The following is a 15,259-nucleotide window of genomic DNA, read 5'->3' as shown; positions in this document are numbered from 1 at the left end:
CACCGCCACGCTGTTGGGTACATCTTCATAGCTGACGGTGTCGAAGCCGGCACCGCCAATCAGTTGATCGGCGCCATCGCCGCCGATCAACAGATCATTACCTGCCCCACCATTCAAGACATCATTGCCCGCCAAACCACGTATCTGATCATCGCCCGCAGTACCGAGCAGATTATCGGCACCAGCGGTCCCGTTGATTATCGCCATTACATCGTCCTTGTGTTTTTGTGTTGGAAACTACGGTTGAAAAACCAGGTAGAAGCTTCCTGACTTCCATATCGCCATCCAGTGTCATGGCCCAATGAAGCAGGTCGTGCGAAGTTTTGACGCCAAGGTCCTTTGCCAGGCAGGACTGCAACTTCCACACCATAAATTCAGACAAACGGTTAATTGGTGAATGTAAATTTAGTGACACGCATAAAAAAACCGACGCTCAAGGCGTCGGTTTTCAATGCAGCTATCAGATCACATCAAGTCATCTGAATGATGGTCTGCATGATGGTGCTCTGAGTGGAAATAGTCTTGGCGTTCGCCTGATAGTTGCTCTGGCCTTTGATCAGGTCCACAAGCTCGTTGGTCAGGTTAACGTTCGACTCTTCCAGCGAGTTGGAAGCGATCGAACCCAAGGTACCGGTTTCCGGTGCATCGTAGCCCGGGATACCCGAAGCGAAAGTCTCTTTCCAGCTGGTGCCACCGATAGCCTGCAGGCCTTGTTCGTTGGTGAAGCTGGCCAACGCAACCTGGCCGATGGCCTTGCTCTGGTTGTTGCTGAAGTTGGCAAACAAAGTACCGGTGCCGTCGATGGTCAGGTTGGTGATCTGGCCAGTGGCGTAACCGTCCTGAGTCGGAATCGAACGCGCGGTGTCAGCGTTGTACTGAGTGGTCTTGGCCATCGAAATGGTAATACCGGCCGGGTTTGCCGCAGCACCATTAGGTGTAAAGGTGCCGTTGACCACTTTGCCCGGTACCCAACCGGTCAGTTTCAAGTCGCTACTGATGATCGGGTTCGGCGCCGGAGCCGGTAACGTGCTAGGCGTGCTGACTTGCAGCAGGTTGCCGGAACTGTCAAACGTAAGAGTCGAAGCAACCGGATCGACCTTGGTTGGATCGCTACCGGCTGCATCCGGGTTACGGCCATCGACCAGGGTGTACACCTTCCAGGTGTTCTCGCCAGTTTTAACCACGTACTGGTCCATAACATGCGAGTTGCCCTGCGTGTCATAGATCGGAGTGCTAAAGCTCTTCGTGTACGTCTCAAGCTTGCTTGGGTCGAACTTGACGGCGTTGGTGCCGGTATCAACGATCACCGACGCAGTCGAGTTCAAGTTGATGCTCGAAGTCACCAACGAACTCGATTTCGGCGCCAAGTTCGAGGTATCAATCTTCAGGTCGGTCAACACGCCGTTGATGATCTTGCCATTGGCGTCAACACCGTAACCCTGCAGGCGCGAGGTGTAGTCGGTGTTGGTGATGTAACCGGCGTTGTCGACCTTGAACGTACCGGCACGGGTGTAGGACACCGAGCCGTTGTTGCTCATGGTGAAGAAGCCCGAACCGTTGATGCCCATGTCCAGCACGTTACCGGTGTTGTTGATGTCACCTTGGGTGAACTGCTGGGAAACGTTGGCCAGGCGCACGCCGTTACCGATCACTTTGCTGCCGCTACCCAGGCGAGTGGCCGAGTAAACGTCTTCGAATTCTGCACGGGACGATTTGAAACCGGCGGTTGCAACGTTGGCGATGTTGTTGCCGGTCACGTCCAGTTGTTTGTTGGCTGCATAGAGACCGCTAAGGCCGATATTGAAAGACATATTCCACTCCTTTGTGCCGGTTAGTCGGCTCTATATACCAATGGTTTGTACTTTGGACAGGGCAACGGTGCCCTTGCCGGACAGGTTGAGCATCAGTTCGCCGCCGGTCTGGCTGATCGTCACGCTGGTGACCGTGGCCGGCAGGTAGGTCGCCATATCGGTCGAGGTACCATTGATCGATGCGTTGGCCTTGACGGTATAGGTACCGGTCTTGACCACATTGCCGTCCTTGTCCTTGCCGTCCCAGGTGAAGCTCGCGGCGCCTGCGGCACGACTGCCCAGATCGATGGTGCGAACCACCGTGCCGCTGCTGTCGGTAATGCTCACGGTGCCGCCGGCGATCGACGACGGCACGGTGACCGAACCGGTCATGCCTTTGCTCGGATCGTCGAGCTGAACCGAGTTGGTCTGCACGATCACATTGCGGCCCACCAGCGACGAAGCCTGCAAGGCTTGCGACGAGTTGTAGTTGCCGGCCAGCGAACTGACCGTGCTGTTCAGCGTGGTGATGCCTTCCAGGCTACTGAACTGTGCCAACTGGGCAACGAATGCGCTGTTGTCCTGCGGATCGAGCGGGTTCTGGTTTTTCAGCTGGGTGACCAGCAATTGCAGGAACGCGTCCTTGCCCAAGGCCTGGCCGCCGGTCGCGCTGTTAGTGGCCGAAGCAATGCCACCTGTGGTCGAACCGGTCTTTTTCGACGAGTTCGCCAGGATGTCATTCATGCTCAAGCTGCTGGTGGTATCGGAAACACTCATGGCAGTCGCCCCTTATTACTGACCGAGGGTCAGTACCTTCTGCATCATGGTTTTGGCGGTGTTCATCATTTCGGCGTTGGTCTGGAAGGACCGGCTCGCGGAAATCATGTCAGCCATTTCTTCCACCACATTGACGTTCGGGTAGTAGACGTAGCCTTTGGCGTCGGCCGCCGGATGGTTCGGCTCGTAGCGCGCTTCGAGGTTGCTCTGGTCTTCGACCACACCGAGCACCTGTACGCCTTGACCGGCCGCGTCCTGGCTCTGGAACAGCGAATTGCTGCCGCTGTTCTGGCCGCCCTGGAACATGGTGGCGAATACCGGGTGACGGGCGCGATAGGTCTGGTCGATGCTCGACGAGACGGTTTCGGCGTTGGCGATGTTCGAAGCCACGGTGTTCAGACGCGTGGTCTGTGCGCTCATGCCGCTGCCGGCAATGTTGAAAACGCTGGACAGGGACATGAATTACTCTCCGCGCAGGGCTGACACCAGCCCTTTGAATTTGCTGTTGAGCAGGGTGAAGCTGGCCTGGAAGCCGACAGCGTTTTCCGCGTAGTTCGACTGTTCCAGTTGGGCATCCACGGTGTTCTGGTCGATCGAAGGTTGCATCGGTGTGCGATACATCAGCGATTCGTCGCCGTTGCCCAGGCCTTCAGCTTCGATGTGACGGCTGTTGGTCATGTTCAGGGCGATGGTGCCGTTCGCATTTTTCTGGGTCTGTGCTTCAAGCACTTTGGAGAAGTCCAGATCCCGAGCCTTGTAGTTCGGGGTGTCGGCGTTGGCGATGTTGTTGGCCAGCACTTCGGCACGCTGGGCGCGGAAGCCCAATGCCTTTTCGTGAATGCCGAGCGCTTTATCGAAGCTGATGCTCATGTCGGGAACCTTCAGGTGACCGGTTTTTCGTAACTGAGCTTTAGCAAGCGCCGTGCCAAACCATAAAACGCCCGTAAACCGGGGCTTTGCGCGACGCCGGCAAAGCGGCAATGCCAGAAAAGCGGCAACCGGTTTCCGCCGGATGCCGCTTTTCTGCCGCTTCTTCCTGTTAACACCTCCCCCTGTAGGAGCTGCCGAAGGCTCGGGCCGCGATCGGACGATCTTTTGATCTGGTTCTTAAAAAACAAAATCAAAAGATCGCAGCCTTCGGCAGCTCCTACGTGAAGCATGCGGCAAAAAAAAGGAGCCCTTGAGGGCTCCCTTTTTTCCGCATGCTTCACTTCGCCTGGTAAATGATCCCCGGGCTGCACTGCACCATCTGGTAATGATCCGGCAACCCGTTCAGCGCTTCGGAAGCGCCAAGGAACAGATAACCGCCCGGCTTCAACGTACTGTGAATGCGCAACAGGATGTCTTTCTTCACTTCGGCAGAGAAGTAGATCAACACGTTACGGCAGAACACGATGTCGAACTTGCCCAGCGCGGCATAGCTGTCGAGCAGATTGAACGAGCGGAACTCCACGCGGTTCTTGATCGGCGCCTTGATCACCCAACGCCCCGGCCCTTTTGGGTCGAAGTAACGCTGCAGACGTTCCGGCGACAAACCGCGACCGATCGCCAGGCTGTCGTATTCGCCCGTCTTGCAGTTGGTCAGCATAAGGCCGGACAAATCAGTGGCAACGATCTGCACACCCATCTTCAACTGGCCAAGGTTGGTGCGTTCGAACTCGTCGATCGACATCGACAGCGAGTACGGCTCCTGGCCCGACGAGCAAGCGGCCGACCAGATCCGCAGACGCTGGTTGGGGCTGGCCTTGATCGCTTCAGGCAGCACCTTGTTCTTCAAGACTTCAAACGGATAGGTATCCCGAAACCACAGGGTTTCGTTGGTCGTCATGGCATCGACTACCTGCTCGCGCAAACCGCTGCGCGGCTGGGTCTGGATGCGCTGAACCAGCTCACCCAGGGATTTGATGCCTTGCTGCTCCATCAGTTTGTTGAGACGGCTCGAGACCAGGTACTGCTTGTTTTCACCGAGCAAAATGCCACAGGCTTTTTCCAGGAAGACCCGGAACTGTTCGAAATCCAAATTACCCGTAGACAATGATGCCGCCTCTTAAATCGTGTTGACCGCCAGGGACAAAACGCCCCTAGCTGATATCTGCTGCTTTGATCCGGTCGACTACCCGGGATGCCAGGTCATCAGGGCGGAATTTGGCCAGGAAGTCATCAGCACCGACTTTCTTGACCATCGCCTGATTGAATACCCCGGACAACGAAGTATGCAGGATGATATGAAGCTTTTGCATGCGCGGGTCAGCGCGAATCTCGGCCGTCAAAGTGTATCCGTCCATCTCCGGCATCTCGATGTCGGAGATCATCATCAGAAACTCTTCTTCCGGCTTCTTGCCCTCGTCGACCAACTTGCGCAGGTAATCCAGCGCCTGCTTGCCGTCGTTCAGCGCCACCACTTCGACACCGATCGTCTGCAGGCAACGCGTGACCTGCTTGCGCGCCACCGATGAGTCATCGACCGTCAAGACACGCAACGACAGTGCCTTGGTCTGGGTCTCGACATCGACCACGCCCACCGAAATCGCTTCCGGTGTCGGCGCAACTTCCGCCAGCACTTTCTCGACGTCGATGATTTCGACTAACTGATTGTCCACCCGAGTCACAGCGGTCAGGTAATGATCGCGACCCGTGCCCTTGGGCGGTGGATGAATCTCTTCCCAGTTCATGTTGACGATGCGCTCCACCGAGCGGACCAGGAAACCCTGGGTCTTGGTGTTGTACTCCGTGATGATCACGAACGGGTTGTTCTTGTCCTTCAACGCTCCGGAACCGGTGGCCATTGCCAGATCAAGGATCGGAATGGTCGCCCCCCGGATATTTGCCACCCCGCACACGACAGGACTGGACTTGGGCATCAACGTCAGCGACGGGCATTGCAACACTTCCCGCACCTTGAACACGTTGATTCCATAGAGCTGCTGACCGTCAAGACGGAACAACAACAGCTCCAGGCGATTCTGCCCTACCAGTTGCGTGCGCTGGTTCACCGAATCCATTACACCAGCCATGCCCAGACTCCTACACCAACGCCAAGTGTTGTTGCGACGCACATTCATTGCTAAACGGCACGGCGCTTGCTTTTTAACTCGTATGAACGCTCAAACGACATTTTTCCGACGCCTGACATCGCCTCTTCGCAGAGGGCTTTGTACTGCGTGCGCCATTTGCTGCTTTTTCGCTGGCAGCCCTGCCATTGCTGATGCGGTTACCTTGCCTGACATGCTTATCGGCGTCACTCAGGGCTTTCTTGAGTTCACCGTAGAAGACTATCTGGCTACCAGTCAAACGGAAGGCCGCTACGAAATCGAAGTCAACCAGCTCGACCCCCGTATGCGCATGCCTATGTGCGACAAGGAATTGACAGCGACTTTGGAGAGCCCCGCACGTCCGTTGGGCCGGGTTACCGTGAAGGTTCGCTGTGAAGGCGCCTCGCCCTGGACCGTGTTCGTGCCCGCTCAAGTCCGCCTGTTTCGCGAGATTGTGACCACCACGCGTCCGCTCAAACGTGCGGGTATTATCGAACCACAGGACGTGACCCTGCGTGAGCGCGACGTGAGCACGATCAACCAAGGCTTTCTGACCTCGGTAGACGAAGCGATCGGGCAGAAATTAACCCGACCAACGGTAGCCGATCAGGTCATTACCTTGGTTCATCTGGAACAGGCCGAAGTCATTCGCAAGGGCGATCAAGTAGTCATCACTGCGCGCAGCGGCACGCTCGCCGTGCGCATGCCCGGTGAAGCGCTGGCCAATGGCGGTTTGAAAGAACAGATCCGCGTGAAAAACCTCAACTCGCAACGGGTCATCAAGGCGCAAGTCACCGCGCCCGGCCAAGTGGAAGTCGCGATGTAGAAAACTGGCGCTGACCCCGGCTGTTCCCTAAACTGTGCCGCAGCAGGACACGCGCCGGCGCATGCAAGGCTCATTGCAAATGAGCCTAAAGTTTTCCAGGGGATGGCCGAAAACATGGCAAGCGTCCAAATTCCCAGAGGTTTTTATCATGGTCATCGATTTCAGCCGTTTGAACAGCTCCTCGTCACTTACGGGCAGTACACGTACCAGCAACGCCAAGGAAACCGCCGAAACCGGCACCTCCGCGCCGCTGAATACCCAGGCCGAACCGGCCAGTACCGCAAAAAGCGGGGAATCGGTACACCTCAGCAATGAGGCTCAACAGTTGCAGAAGGTCACTGACAAGCTGCGCGATCAACCTGCTGTCGACAAAGCCCGTGTGGCCGAGTTGAAAGCCGCGATTGCCGATGGCAGCTATAAAGTCGACAGCAACCGTGTAGCCAGCAAACTGCTCAACTTCGAAGCCCAGCGCTAGGCCTTTGCCGGCGCGAGGCTTTTGGACGCTTAACACCCAAGGCCAGCCATGCACGACACTAATTTATTGCAACTGATCAACGACGACTTTGCTCCAGCTCAACAATTGCTAGAGTTGTTGCAAACCGAATCTCTCGCTTTGCACGGTCGCGACATGCCCCTGCTGGAAGAAATTCTGGCGCACAAACAGGCATTGATCATTCTGCTTGAACAGCATGGCCGCAAACGCAGCGAAATCCTCGCCAGCCTCAACTTGCCGACCGACCGCAGCGGACTTGCGCAACTGGCTGGCCAGTCGAGCATTGGCGAGCAGTTGTTGACGCAAGGCGATGCATTGACCGATCTGATCGCTCAATGCCAGGCCGCCAACGTCAAGAATGGCCAGTCGATCCAGATCCAGCAGGCCGCCACGGCCAATCAGTTGAAGATCCTCACCGGTGGTGAAGCGCCAGCGCTTTATAACGCCAGCGGTACTTTTGCCAAGCCCGCCGTACCGCGTCCGCTCAGCCAGGCATGAGCCGTTGATGCGCCAGCCCTATCAACCCGCGAAACATGCTGGCAAAATGCTGGCTAGTCGTCATATTTTGTCTGGAGATTGATAAACCGTGTCCAACGCCCTCAGCGCGGATGATGCTCCGCAGCCCCCTAAGGTGCTCACCACGCCACTGGAAATCTCCAGCAACCTGCGCCAGCTGCAAGAAAGCCACGATCCGCTGATCATCACCTTTCACGAGCGCAGCCAGCGCTTCCAGAGCTACCTGATCAAAGTCGACCGCGACAGCGCTTCGATCGCTCTGGACGAGATGATCCCGCGAGATGGCGAACGATTCCTTCTCGCCGGCGAGCCGTTCAAGGTCGAAGGTTTTCATGAAGGCGTGCGCATTGCCTGGGAATGCACCGGCACGCTGAATATCGAGGAATCGGAGGGTGACCGCTTCTACACCGGCGAGCTGCCGACCGAAGTAGTTTACCACCAGCGCCGCAATGCCTTCCGCGCCGCACTGAAACTGACCGATCTGGTCAGCGTTGAGCTGGGCGGCGAAAAGCTCAAGGCGCCGATCAACGGCAAACTGCTGGATATCTCCGCGACCGGCTGCAAGCTGCGTTTCGAAGGCGATATCACCGATCGCCTGCAACTGGGTCAGGTCTATGACCGCCTGATCGCGCCGCCGCTGTTCGGCAACCAGCCAACTTCCGTCGAACTACGCTATTTGCACTTCGAAGAAAAACTCAACATTACTTTTGCCGGCCTGCGTTTCCACAACATCAGTGGTCAGGCAGCGCGCAACGTTGAGCGTTTCGTTTATCAGTTGCAACGTGAAGCACGCCGTTTCGACAAAGACGATATGTGATTCGTAACGGCCAATAAAAAGGGCAGTCCCTGGCGGGACTGCCCTTTTTTATGCACGGTATTTTTTGTTCAGTTCAAGGTCTGCCGCCACTGAGATCTGGCGTGGGCTTGTCGCTACCACTATCCGTTTCAGTTTCTGCCGCAGGCTCTGGTTGCGTATCGGGTTCAGGCTCCGGCTCGGGAGCCGGCGGCGCTTGCACAGGGTCCTGCACCATCTGCTCCTGCACCACTTGCTCATCTACGCGAGGGTCGAGGGCGGCCACCAGCGGTGAGCTGGACATGCTGTCGGGCATGGCCACGTGATGCAGCGGCGCATCGTCGACCTGATGCAGATTGGTCACGGCTTTCGGCCGGATCCGCCACACCAGCACCAGCGCGAAGAAACTGAAAAACGCATACAAACTCTGGCTGCCGAACAACTTCATCAACACGCCCGCAAGCAACGGCCCGATGCTCGCACCGACCCCGTAGGTCACCAACAACATCGCGGTCAGCGACACCCGGCGATCACCCTCTACATGGTCGTTGGAGAACGCCACCGCCAGTGGATACAGGCAGAACTGCACCAGCGAACACAGGAAACCAACCCCGAACAACACCTCCAGCGGGACCTGCGGCAGCACCGCCAACGGCAACGCCGCCACCGCCAGGAACCCGGCAAAGCAGCGAATCAGCAGCGCCCGGTCGTAACGATCGGACAACCAGCCCAGCGGCCACTGCACCAGCAGCCCGGCGAAGATGCAGCTACCCATGAACAGACCGACCTGCTCGGTCGACAGCCCTTGTTGCGAGGCATACAGCGGCGCCAGACCATAGAACGAACCGATAATCAAACCGGCACCGAGCACCGTACTCAGCGACTGCGGCACCCGCTTGATAAAGAAGCGCGGTTCCATCGGCGCCGGATGCAGTGGCGCCGGGTGAATCCTTCGAGTCAATGTCACAGGCACCAGACACAGCGCGAAGCACAGCGCGACCAGCATCAGTAATTCCAGACCCAGCCCCGGATGCATGACCAGAATCAGTTGGCCGAGCACCAGGCCAAGGTACGAAGCAATCATATAACCGCTGAACACCAGACCTCGCTGATTGGCGTCCGCCTGCTCGTTGAGCCAGCTTTCGATCACCATGTATTGGCACATCATGCCCAGACCTACGATGGTCCGCAGCACCAGCCACGCCGGCAGCCAATCGACCAGGCCATGGCCAAGCACCGCCGCCCCGACAATCCCGGCACAGGCAGAATAAGCACGGATATGCCCGACCCGCGCGATCAACCGGTGACCGATCTTGCCGCCCAGCACCAGACCGAAATAGTTGGCTGCCATCAGCGCACCGACCCAGAGGCCGTCGACGTTGTCAGCCGCCAGACGCAAGGCCAGATAAGTGGATAGAAGGCCCGAGCCGATCAACATCATCAGCGAGGCGAAATACAGCGCTCGAAAGGATTTCCAGATTTGGCGCATCGGCGTTCCGAGCGGCTCCTTGCAGTAAAGATCGGACTATCAAAACGATAGTCCGGCGGCGACAGTTCGTCAGGCCTGGGCTGCTAGAACACGCCGTTCCCAGGGAGTGATTTCATCAAAGAAGCTGGTCAACTCCATGGTCTTCGAAGCGATGTAGCCTTCGATGAACTCCTGTCCGAACAGTTCCCTCGCCAATTGGCTACGTTTCAGACGTTCGAGCGCGGCATGCAAAGTACACGGCAGCGAGAGGTTGTCCGGCACTTCGAACTCGCCCTGAATCGCCTCGGTCGGTTCCAGTTCATGCTCGATACCATGCAAACCGGCAGCCAGACTGGCGGCGATCGCCAGATACGGATTGGCATCGGCACCCGGCAGACGATTTTCCACCCGACGAGCAACCGGCGAACTGGCCGGAATTCTCAGCCCAGCGGCACGGTTGTCGTGGGACCAGCACGCGTTGTTGGGCGATGCATAGGGATGGCACAGACGCTGATAGGAATTCACATTGGGTGCAAACAGTGCGGTGAAATCGGCCATGCCTGCCTGTTGACCGCCGATGAAGTGGCGGAACATCGCCGTCGCCTCTCCGTCCGCATCACTGAAGACATTCTTGCCGCTGCCGGTCTCGACGATGCTCTGGTGAATATGCATCGAACTGCCCGGCGTGTGCGCCAGTGGTTTGGCCATGCAGACCACGGTCAGGCCGTGCTTGAGCGCGACTTCCTTGAGCAAGTGTTTGAACAGGAACGTCTGATCAGCCAACAGCAAGGGATCACCGTGCAGCAGATTGATCTCGAACTGGCTGACGCCCATCTCGTGCATGAAGGTATCGCGCGGCAGACCGAGAGCCGCCATGCATTTATAGACTTCGCTGAAGAACGGGCGCAGGCCGTTATTGGAGCTGACGCTGAACGCAGACTGACCATCCTCGCGACGACCGTCGAGGCCAACGGGAGGACGGAACGGTTGCGTCGGATCGCTGTTCGGCGCGAAGACAAAGAATTCCAGCTCGGTCGCCACCACCGGTGCGAGACCGCGGGCGGCGTAACGGGCGATGACCTTTTTGAGCTGACCACGGGTCGACAGGTTGGAGCTTTCGCCAGTCAGTTCATCGGCATCGCAAATGGCCAAGGCACGCGGGTCGTCACTCCATGGCAAGCGATGGATCTGAGTCGGTTCGGCAATCAGGGCGAGATCACCGTCATCGCTGCCGTAAAACCGCGCCGCTGGGTAACCGCCCATGATGCATTGCAGCAGCACGCCACGCGCCAGCTGCAAACGCCGCCCTTCGAGGAAACCCTCCGCGGTCATCACTTTGCCTCGCGGCACGCCATTCAAATCCGGCGTGACACATTCAATCTCATCAATGCCCGTCAATCGCTGTGCGAGTGAACGCTGGCCATCGGTTGTCATGACGCAATCCTTGTTATTGTGCGAGCCGCGAACGGCGACCCGTACAAAATAGGCTTCGGCTGTTCGGAATATCAAGCAGCGTCAAACAAAAACCTGTGTCACGGCAGATAAAGGCTGAACACCCCGCCGCCAAGCGGCCCGCCATTGCGTATTTCGGTGCGCCCTTCGACACCGTTGCGCTGATGCAGCGCCGCGATGCGATTGGCGAAATACAAACCGAGCCCGGTGCTGCCGCTGCTGTGATTGATGCCCTGCACGTAATCGGCCTGACGCTCGAGCATCTCGGCCGGATAACCGTCGCCGTCGTCGTTGATGCTCAGCACCAGTTGCCCGGCTTCGTCACTGACGGTGATCAGTAACGATTCGCGTGCATAACGAATCGCATTGTTGATGCAGTTACCGAGCACCGAGGCAATCAGTTCGCGGTCGAAGAAACCCAACGGACTCAGCGGATCGACCTCGTAGGTGGCGATGATCCCGCGACTCGCGAACACCTCTTGATGCGCCGCCAGTTGCGCCTCGATAAAGTCGTCGAGCTCGTGATAGGCCGGTTGCAGCGGCATCTGGTTGACGCCGAGCTTATACAGCCCGAGCAACTGCACCAGCATGCCGTTGAGGTGGGCAAACTCGAAGTCGATCACGCCCTGCTCCGCGCCTTGACGCTGGGCCTCAGGCAAGCGCGCCAGCCATTGGCTGTGGGCCTGCATGAGCATGGCCAGCGAGTTCTTCATGTCGTGGACGGTGGAGGCAATCACCGTGGAGAAATCCAGAGTTTGCTCGTCGTGGTTCATTCGCCAAACGCCTTGCTTTTCAGCTTCTGATAACGCGCGAAACGCGCGTCGGTGTCGGGCATCAGGCCGACCATTTTCAGGCAGGCCTGACATTCTTCCAGCTCCGCCGACGGCACACTGGTGTCGGTGCCATGCAGCAGCGACTGGGCCATATTCAGCGCGATACTGATGTTCTTCGGTTGCATCTTCAGCGCCTTGCGGAAGACCTCGCGGGCCTCCACCAGGTTGCCGGTTTTGTACACACGCACGCCCTGACGGTTGAGGTCGGCAGCGGCATTGCTGGAGCTGAGAATAGTCGGGTCATCGGTGAGCTTGGCGATGTCTTTCATCACCGCCGGATCATCACCGTAGATTTCCGCACAGCTCTTGAGCATCGAGGTGCCCGCCTCGGCCTGACCGAGCATCTGCAATTGCTTGGCGACCAGCAACGCCGCTTCCGGACTCATGAATTGCTCCATACCATCCAGGCGCATCAACGCTTGCTCGGTAAGCTTGTCGGCGGTCTCGGCATCATTGAGCAGCAGGCTGGTGGCCTTCATCAGTCGTGCGCGAATCTGCAGGCCGGGGTCGCTCGGGTTCTCCTTGGCCACGGCGCTGAGGGTGGTGTTGATCTCCAGCCGCGTGCGCGTGTCGAGACCGCGCTCACTGCCCTTGCTGATTAGCGCGTGAGCCAAGCCGAGATTGCTTTCCGGATCCTTGAACCGCGACTGCGCGCCTTGCGCCACCGCTTGACGATAGGCGCGCGAAGCCGTGTCGAAATCTTCGTTGGCCATCGCCAGTTTGCCGAGCAAGGCTTGGCGACGCACCGCCAGCGGCGACAGGCGAATCGCCTCTTCCAGCACCCGTTGTGCGCCTTTGGTGTCGCCCTCGGCAACCAACACGTCGGCCATGCCGTCGTACAACGACGGCATCATCGGAAACACTTTCAGCGCCTTCTCATAGACGCCTTTGGCTTGCGCCACTTGGCCACGCTTGAACAGCAGCTTGCCCAATCCGGCAAACGCCCACGGCAATGGTCGGTCGGCGATGATGCTGTCGTACAGGCGTTCCAGCGCTTCGTTCTGGTTCATGTCGCGCAGCGCATCGGCGCGATAACGCAGGCACAGCGGCGAATAGCGGATGTCCTGCTTGCACAGGGCGATGCAGGCGTTGAGCACCTCGACCGGTTTGCCACGATCGAGGGCTTGCAGAATCGGTTTGAGCAACGTCTTGCGCTGCTCCAGACGCTCCAGGCGCTGAGCCAGGCCGGAGCGGTTGAACGGCTTGGTCAGGTACGCGTCCGGCTCATGCTCGAGGGCACTGAGCACCATCGCCTGACTGGTCTCGGCGGTGACCATGACAAATACCGCTTCATGGCTGATGAGCTTTTCCAGCATCAGGTCTTCGAGTACCTGCTGACCATTCTTCTTGCCGTCGCCGAGATGGAAATCCTGCAGGATGAAATCGTAGGACTTCTGTGCGCACATCTTCAGCGCCTGCTCACCGGTGTCGGCCGTATCGACGTCCTTGACCCCAAGCTCGCGCAGCATCGAACGCACTGAACTGCGGAAATCCGAGAAATCATCGACGATCAGAAAACTCTTTTGGTGATACGACAGCATCGAAGATTTCCAGGCAATTGAAGTGAGGGCAATTTCAGGCGCGCAGATGATAGCTGGCGGCCAAATGCTATCAAGCGATTTCGCGCGACTTTTAAGTCACCGAATGGGTTATCGGCCAGAAGTGCTGTTCCCTGAAGCCAGCGCTTCAAGATTCCTCGCCCAGCGATTAACCTGCGCGCCGGTTCAACTTTCCACTACAAGGTTTACATCGTGTACAACAAAGGACGCTGCATCACGTCTGTCTGTGCGCTGCTGTTTATACAGCAGGCAATGGCGGCCGGAATGGATTGCACAAAAGCGGCGAATGCCGTTGAAAACACTGTTTGCGCGAACAAGTCGCTGTCTGAACTGGATGCGCAGATGGGCGTGGTTTATCGGGATTTATTCAAAGCCTCTGCCCCCGCACAAGCTGAACTGAAGCGCACTCAACGACTGTGGTTAAAAGCCCGCAATGAATGCGCCGAAGACGTTTCGTGCCTGAGCCAGCATTATCGTGAGCGCCTGCAAGCGTTACGCGCGCAGTGGCAGGCAGCGGTTGCCTATCAACCGGATGACCTCGATGCACTGGCGCTGGACGACCTGCAAAAGCGCATTCAAGCCGCCAGTGAAGATGATCCAGAGTTTGCGCTGGACAGGGCACTCGCCGCGCTCGCCGTCAAAACGACTGCCGGCGGTTTTGACGGCGATGCCAATGAAGATGACTCTTCGATAACGCACTTTCCGACAGCGCAGCCCAAAGGCGTTACTGCCAATGAATGGAGAGCGTTGAGCGCTTCGCGGATCACTGACGCTGCCGAGACCGGCCTGACGTCTTACACCTTGCGGGATCTGGATGACGACGGGCAACGCGATCTGATTGTAAATACTTACGCCGGCGGCACCGGCCTGTTCACTTATGTGGAAACCTGGCGGCGCGACGGCGAACGGTTCGTCAAACGTTCTGTTGAACCCGAAAGTTCGCTGTTCTATACCAACGATCGCGGCGCCAATCAGTCGGTGGACTGGATAAGCCTGCGCGGCAAGACTTACGCGGCTTATCGAAACAGCGAATACGGCGTTGATCGGGTCTACTTGCTCAACCCGCTGAAAATCAACGTCCTGGTGCCTACGGTGACAATCCGTTATCGCTATGAACTCGACGTGCCCGTTCTTCAACACAAAGATGATGGCAACAGCACGTTTGAACTCGAACCCGATCTGCACCGAGCGCTCAATCTGGCAATGGCCAAAGTAAATGAAAGCGCCGCTATCCCATCAAAAGAACCGCTCTGCCCTATTCCGGCTACCGGCGCCGGTGAAAACGATTACTACAGCTTTGGCCCGGCGCATTACAGCATTGAAAAAGTCGCCGACCTGCCGGTCTTCATTGGCAATGATTGTTACATCGGCGCCTTGATCGACTGGTTCGGCAGTTACAGCGAAAAGAATGGTTTGTTCGCGCAACTGGCATTGCGTAAACCGGACAGCGATGACGGCAGCCGTACATACGAAGTCTACGGTCGCCGACACATGACCGAAGTCAGCACTTCAATAGGTAAAGTTGAGCTGAACGAAGGTTAGCCGCGCATCCTGTCTGATATTGAAAATCAATGGTGAAGTCGCGGCTCGCCGTGGCAGTTCGTCATCTGACGGTAATGCAAAAAGCCCCGTAGCAATCTCCATTGCGACGGGGCTTTAGGATAGTCTTCCCAAACTTTATCCCGGAAGAACTTTCCTGCAGGCAAAACAAAACCCCAAC

General features: G+C 57.5%; 16 protein-coding genes. 5 read left to right on the top strand and 11 right to left on the bottom strand.

The features are described 5' to 3' along the window. The 7 genes from FGA82_RS30080 to FGA82_RS30050 all read right to left on the bottom strand — a co-directional run. A partial coding sequence (locus tag FGA82_RS30080) for a calcium-binding protein (RefSeq protein ID WP_432767194.1) occupies positions 1-207 on the bottom strand: 207 nt, incomplete at its 3' end. 263 nt (positions 208-470) lie between these two features. Further along, entirely contained in the window at positions 471-1,811 is a 1,341-nt protein-coding gene (gene flgE, locus FGA82_RS30075; RefSeq protein WP_141129902.1) for a flagellar hook protein FlgE, read from the bottom strand. Between the two features lie 30 nt (positions 1,812-1,841). Beyond that, the gene (gene flgD, locus FGA82_RS30070) at positions 1,842-2,567 is read right to left on the bottom strand and encodes a flagellar hook assembly protein FlgD (RefSeq protein WP_141129901.1); all 726 of its coding nucleotides are present in this window, start codon (positions 2,565-2,567) and stop codon (positions 1,842-1,844) included. Between the two features lie 15 nt (positions 2,568-2,582). Continuing rightward, positions 2,583-3,026, bottom strand: coding sequence for a flagellar basal body rod protein FlgC (gene flgC / locus FGA82_RS30065; RefSeq protein WP_003227217.1), 444 nt, complete (start codon positions 3,024-3,026; stop codon positions 2,583-2,585). 3 nt (positions 3,027-3,029) lie between these two features. After that, a complete protein-coding gene (gene flgB / locus FGA82_RS30060; protein ID WP_007917581.1) occupies positions 3,030-3,437 on the bottom strand; it encodes a flagellar basal body rod protein FlgB in 408 nt (135 codons plus the stop codon). A gap of 337 nt (positions 3,438-3,774) precedes the next feature. Beyond that, positions 3,775-4,602, bottom strand: a complete 828-nt coding sequence (cheR, locus tag FGA82_RS30055) for a protein-glutamate O-methyltransferase CheR (RefSeq protein ID WP_016983976.1) — start codon at positions 4,600-4,602, stop codon at positions 3,775-3,777. Between the two features lie 46 nt (positions 4,603-4,648). Beyond that, positions 4,649-5,581: a chemotaxis protein CheV gene (locus tag FGA82_RS30050; protein ID WP_141129900.1), complete on the bottom strand. Its 933-nt coding sequence runs from the start codon at positions 5,579-5,581 to the stop codon at positions 4,649-4,651. A gap of 82 nt (positions 5,582-5,663) precedes the next feature. Here FGA82_RS30050 and flgA point away from each other — a divergent pair, with 82 nt between their 5' ends. From flgA to FGA82_RS30030, 4 genes are all read left to right on the top strand, one after another. Then, the gene (gene flgA / locus FGA82_RS30045) at positions 5,664-6,425 is read left to right on the top strand and encodes a flagellar basal body P-ring formation chaperone FlgA (protein WP_141129899.1); all 762 of its coding nucleotides are present in this window, start codon (positions 5,664-5,666) and stop codon (positions 6,423-6,425) included. A gap of 148 nt (positions 6,426-6,573) precedes the next feature. Beyond that, positions 6,574-6,900, top strand: coding sequence for a flagellar biosynthesis anti-sigma factor FlgM (gene flgM, locus FGA82_RS30040; RefSeq protein ID WP_077574151.1), 327 nt, complete (start codon positions 6,574-6,576; stop codon positions 6,898-6,900). Between the two features lie 48 nt (positions 6,901-6,948). After that, on the top strand, positions 6,949-7,416 hold the full coding sequence (locus FGA82_RS30035; RefSeq protein WP_141129898.1) for a flagella synthesis protein FlgN: 468 nt from the start codon (positions 6,949-6,951) through the stop codon (positions 7,414-7,416). A gap of 88 nt (positions 7,417-7,504) precedes the next feature. Next, a complete protein-coding gene (locus tag FGA82_RS30030; RefSeq protein WP_077574153.1) occupies positions 7,505-8,251 on the top strand; it encodes a flagellar brake protein in 747 nt (248 codons plus the stop codon). Positions 8,252-8,324: 73 nt separating this feature from the next. Here the strand turns inward: FGA82_RS30030 and FGA82_RS30025 are convergent, their stop codons facing one another. The 4 genes from FGA82_RS30025 to FGA82_RS30010 form a co-directional block, all read right to left on the bottom strand. After that, positions 8,325-9,716, bottom strand: a complete 1,392-nt coding sequence (locus tag FGA82_RS30025) for an MFS transporter (protein ID WP_141129897.1) — start codon at positions 9,714-9,716, stop codon at positions 8,325-8,327. A gap of 69 nt (positions 9,717-9,785) precedes the next feature. Further along, positions 9,786-11,027, bottom strand: coding sequence for a glutamine synthetase family protein (locus tag FGA82_RS30020; RefSeq protein WP_171057392.1), 1,242 nt, complete (start codon positions 11,025-11,027; stop codon positions 9,786-9,788). Between the two features lie 200 nt (positions 11,028-11,227). Further along, on the bottom strand, positions 11,228-11,920 hold the full coding sequence (locus tag FGA82_RS30015) for a sensor histidine kinase (RefSeq protein WP_141129895.1): 693 nt from the start codon (positions 11,918-11,920) through the stop codon (positions 11,228-11,230). Continuing rightward, on the bottom strand, positions 11,917-13,521 hold the full coding sequence (locus FGA82_RS30010) for a tetratricopeptide repeat-containing response regulator (protein ID WP_141129894.1): 1,605 nt from the start codon (positions 13,519-13,521) through the stop codon (positions 11,917-11,919). The genes FGA82_RS30015 and FGA82_RS30010 overlap by 4 nt, the downstream gene beginning before the upstream one ends. 282 nt (positions 13,522-13,803) lie before the next feature. Between FGA82_RS30010 and FGA82_RS30005 the strand changes: the two genes are divergently transcribed. Continuing rightward, positions 13,804-15,081: a lysozyme inhibitor LprI family protein gene (locus FGA82_RS30005; protein WP_249384302.1), complete on the top strand. Its 1,278-nt coding sequence runs from the start codon at positions 13,804-13,806 to the stop codon at positions 15,079-15,081. Positions 15,082-15,259: the final 178 nt, after the last annotated feature.

Source organism: Pseudomonas fluorescens (assembly GCF_005938625.1).
GTDB lineage: Bacteria > Pseudomonadota > Gammaproteobacteria > Pseudomonadales > Pseudomonadaceae > Aquipseudomonas > Aquipseudomonas fluorescens_BD.
The sequence above is the reverse complement of the archived record's forward strand: the minus strand, read 5'-3'. Positions and strand labels throughout refer to the sequence as shown.

Coding starts and splice junctions, on each gene's coding strand:
- FGA82_RS30015 (WP_141129895.1), bottom strand. CDS start 11,920: ATGAACCACGACGAGCAAACTCTGGATTTCTCCACGGTGATTGCCTCC.
- flgC (WP_003227217.1), bottom strand. CDS start 3,026: ATGTCCCTGTCCAGCGTTTTCAACATTGCCGGCAGCGGCATGAGCGCA.
- FGA82_RS30035 (WP_141129898.1), top strand. CDS start 6,949: ATGCACGACACTAATTTATTGCAACTGATCAACGACGACTTTGCTCCA.
- FGA82_RS30050 (WP_141129900.1), bottom strand. CDS start 5,581: ATGGCTGGTGTAATGGATTCGGTGAACCAGCGCACGCAACTGGTAGGG.
- flgE (WP_141129902.1), bottom strand. CDS start 1,811: ATGTCTTTCAATATCGGCCTTAGCGGTCTCTATGCAGCCAACAAACAA.
- FGA82_RS30020 (WP_171057392.1), bottom strand. CDS start 11,027: ATGACCGCGGAGGGTTTCCTCGAAGGGCGGCGTTTGCAGCTGGCGCGT.
- FGA82_RS30010 (WP_141129894.1), bottom strand. CDS start 13,521: ATGCTGTCGTATCACCAAAAGAGTTTTCTGATCGTCGATGATTTCTCG.
- flgM (WP_077574151.1), top strand. CDS start 6,574: ATGGTCATCGATTTCAGCCGTTTGAACAGCTCCTCGTCACTTACGGGC.
- flgD (WP_141129901.1), bottom strand. CDS start 2,567: ATGAGTGTTTCCGATACCACCAGCAGCTTGAGCATGAATGACATCCTG.
- FGA82_RS30005 (WP_249384302.1), top strand. CDS start 13,804: ATGGATTGCACAAAAGCGGCGAATGCCGTTGAAAACACTGTTTGCGCG.
- flgA (WP_141129899.1), top strand. CDS start 5,664: ATGAACGCTCAAACGACATTTTTCCGACGCCTGACATCGCCTCTTCGC.
- FGA82_RS30025 (WP_141129897.1), bottom strand. CDS start 9,716: ATGCGCCAAATCTGGAAATCCTTTCGAGCGCTGTATTTCGCCTCGCTG.
- flgB (WP_007917581.1), bottom strand. CDS start 3,437: ATGAGCATCAGCTTCGATAAAGCGCTCGGCATTCACGAAAAGGCATTG.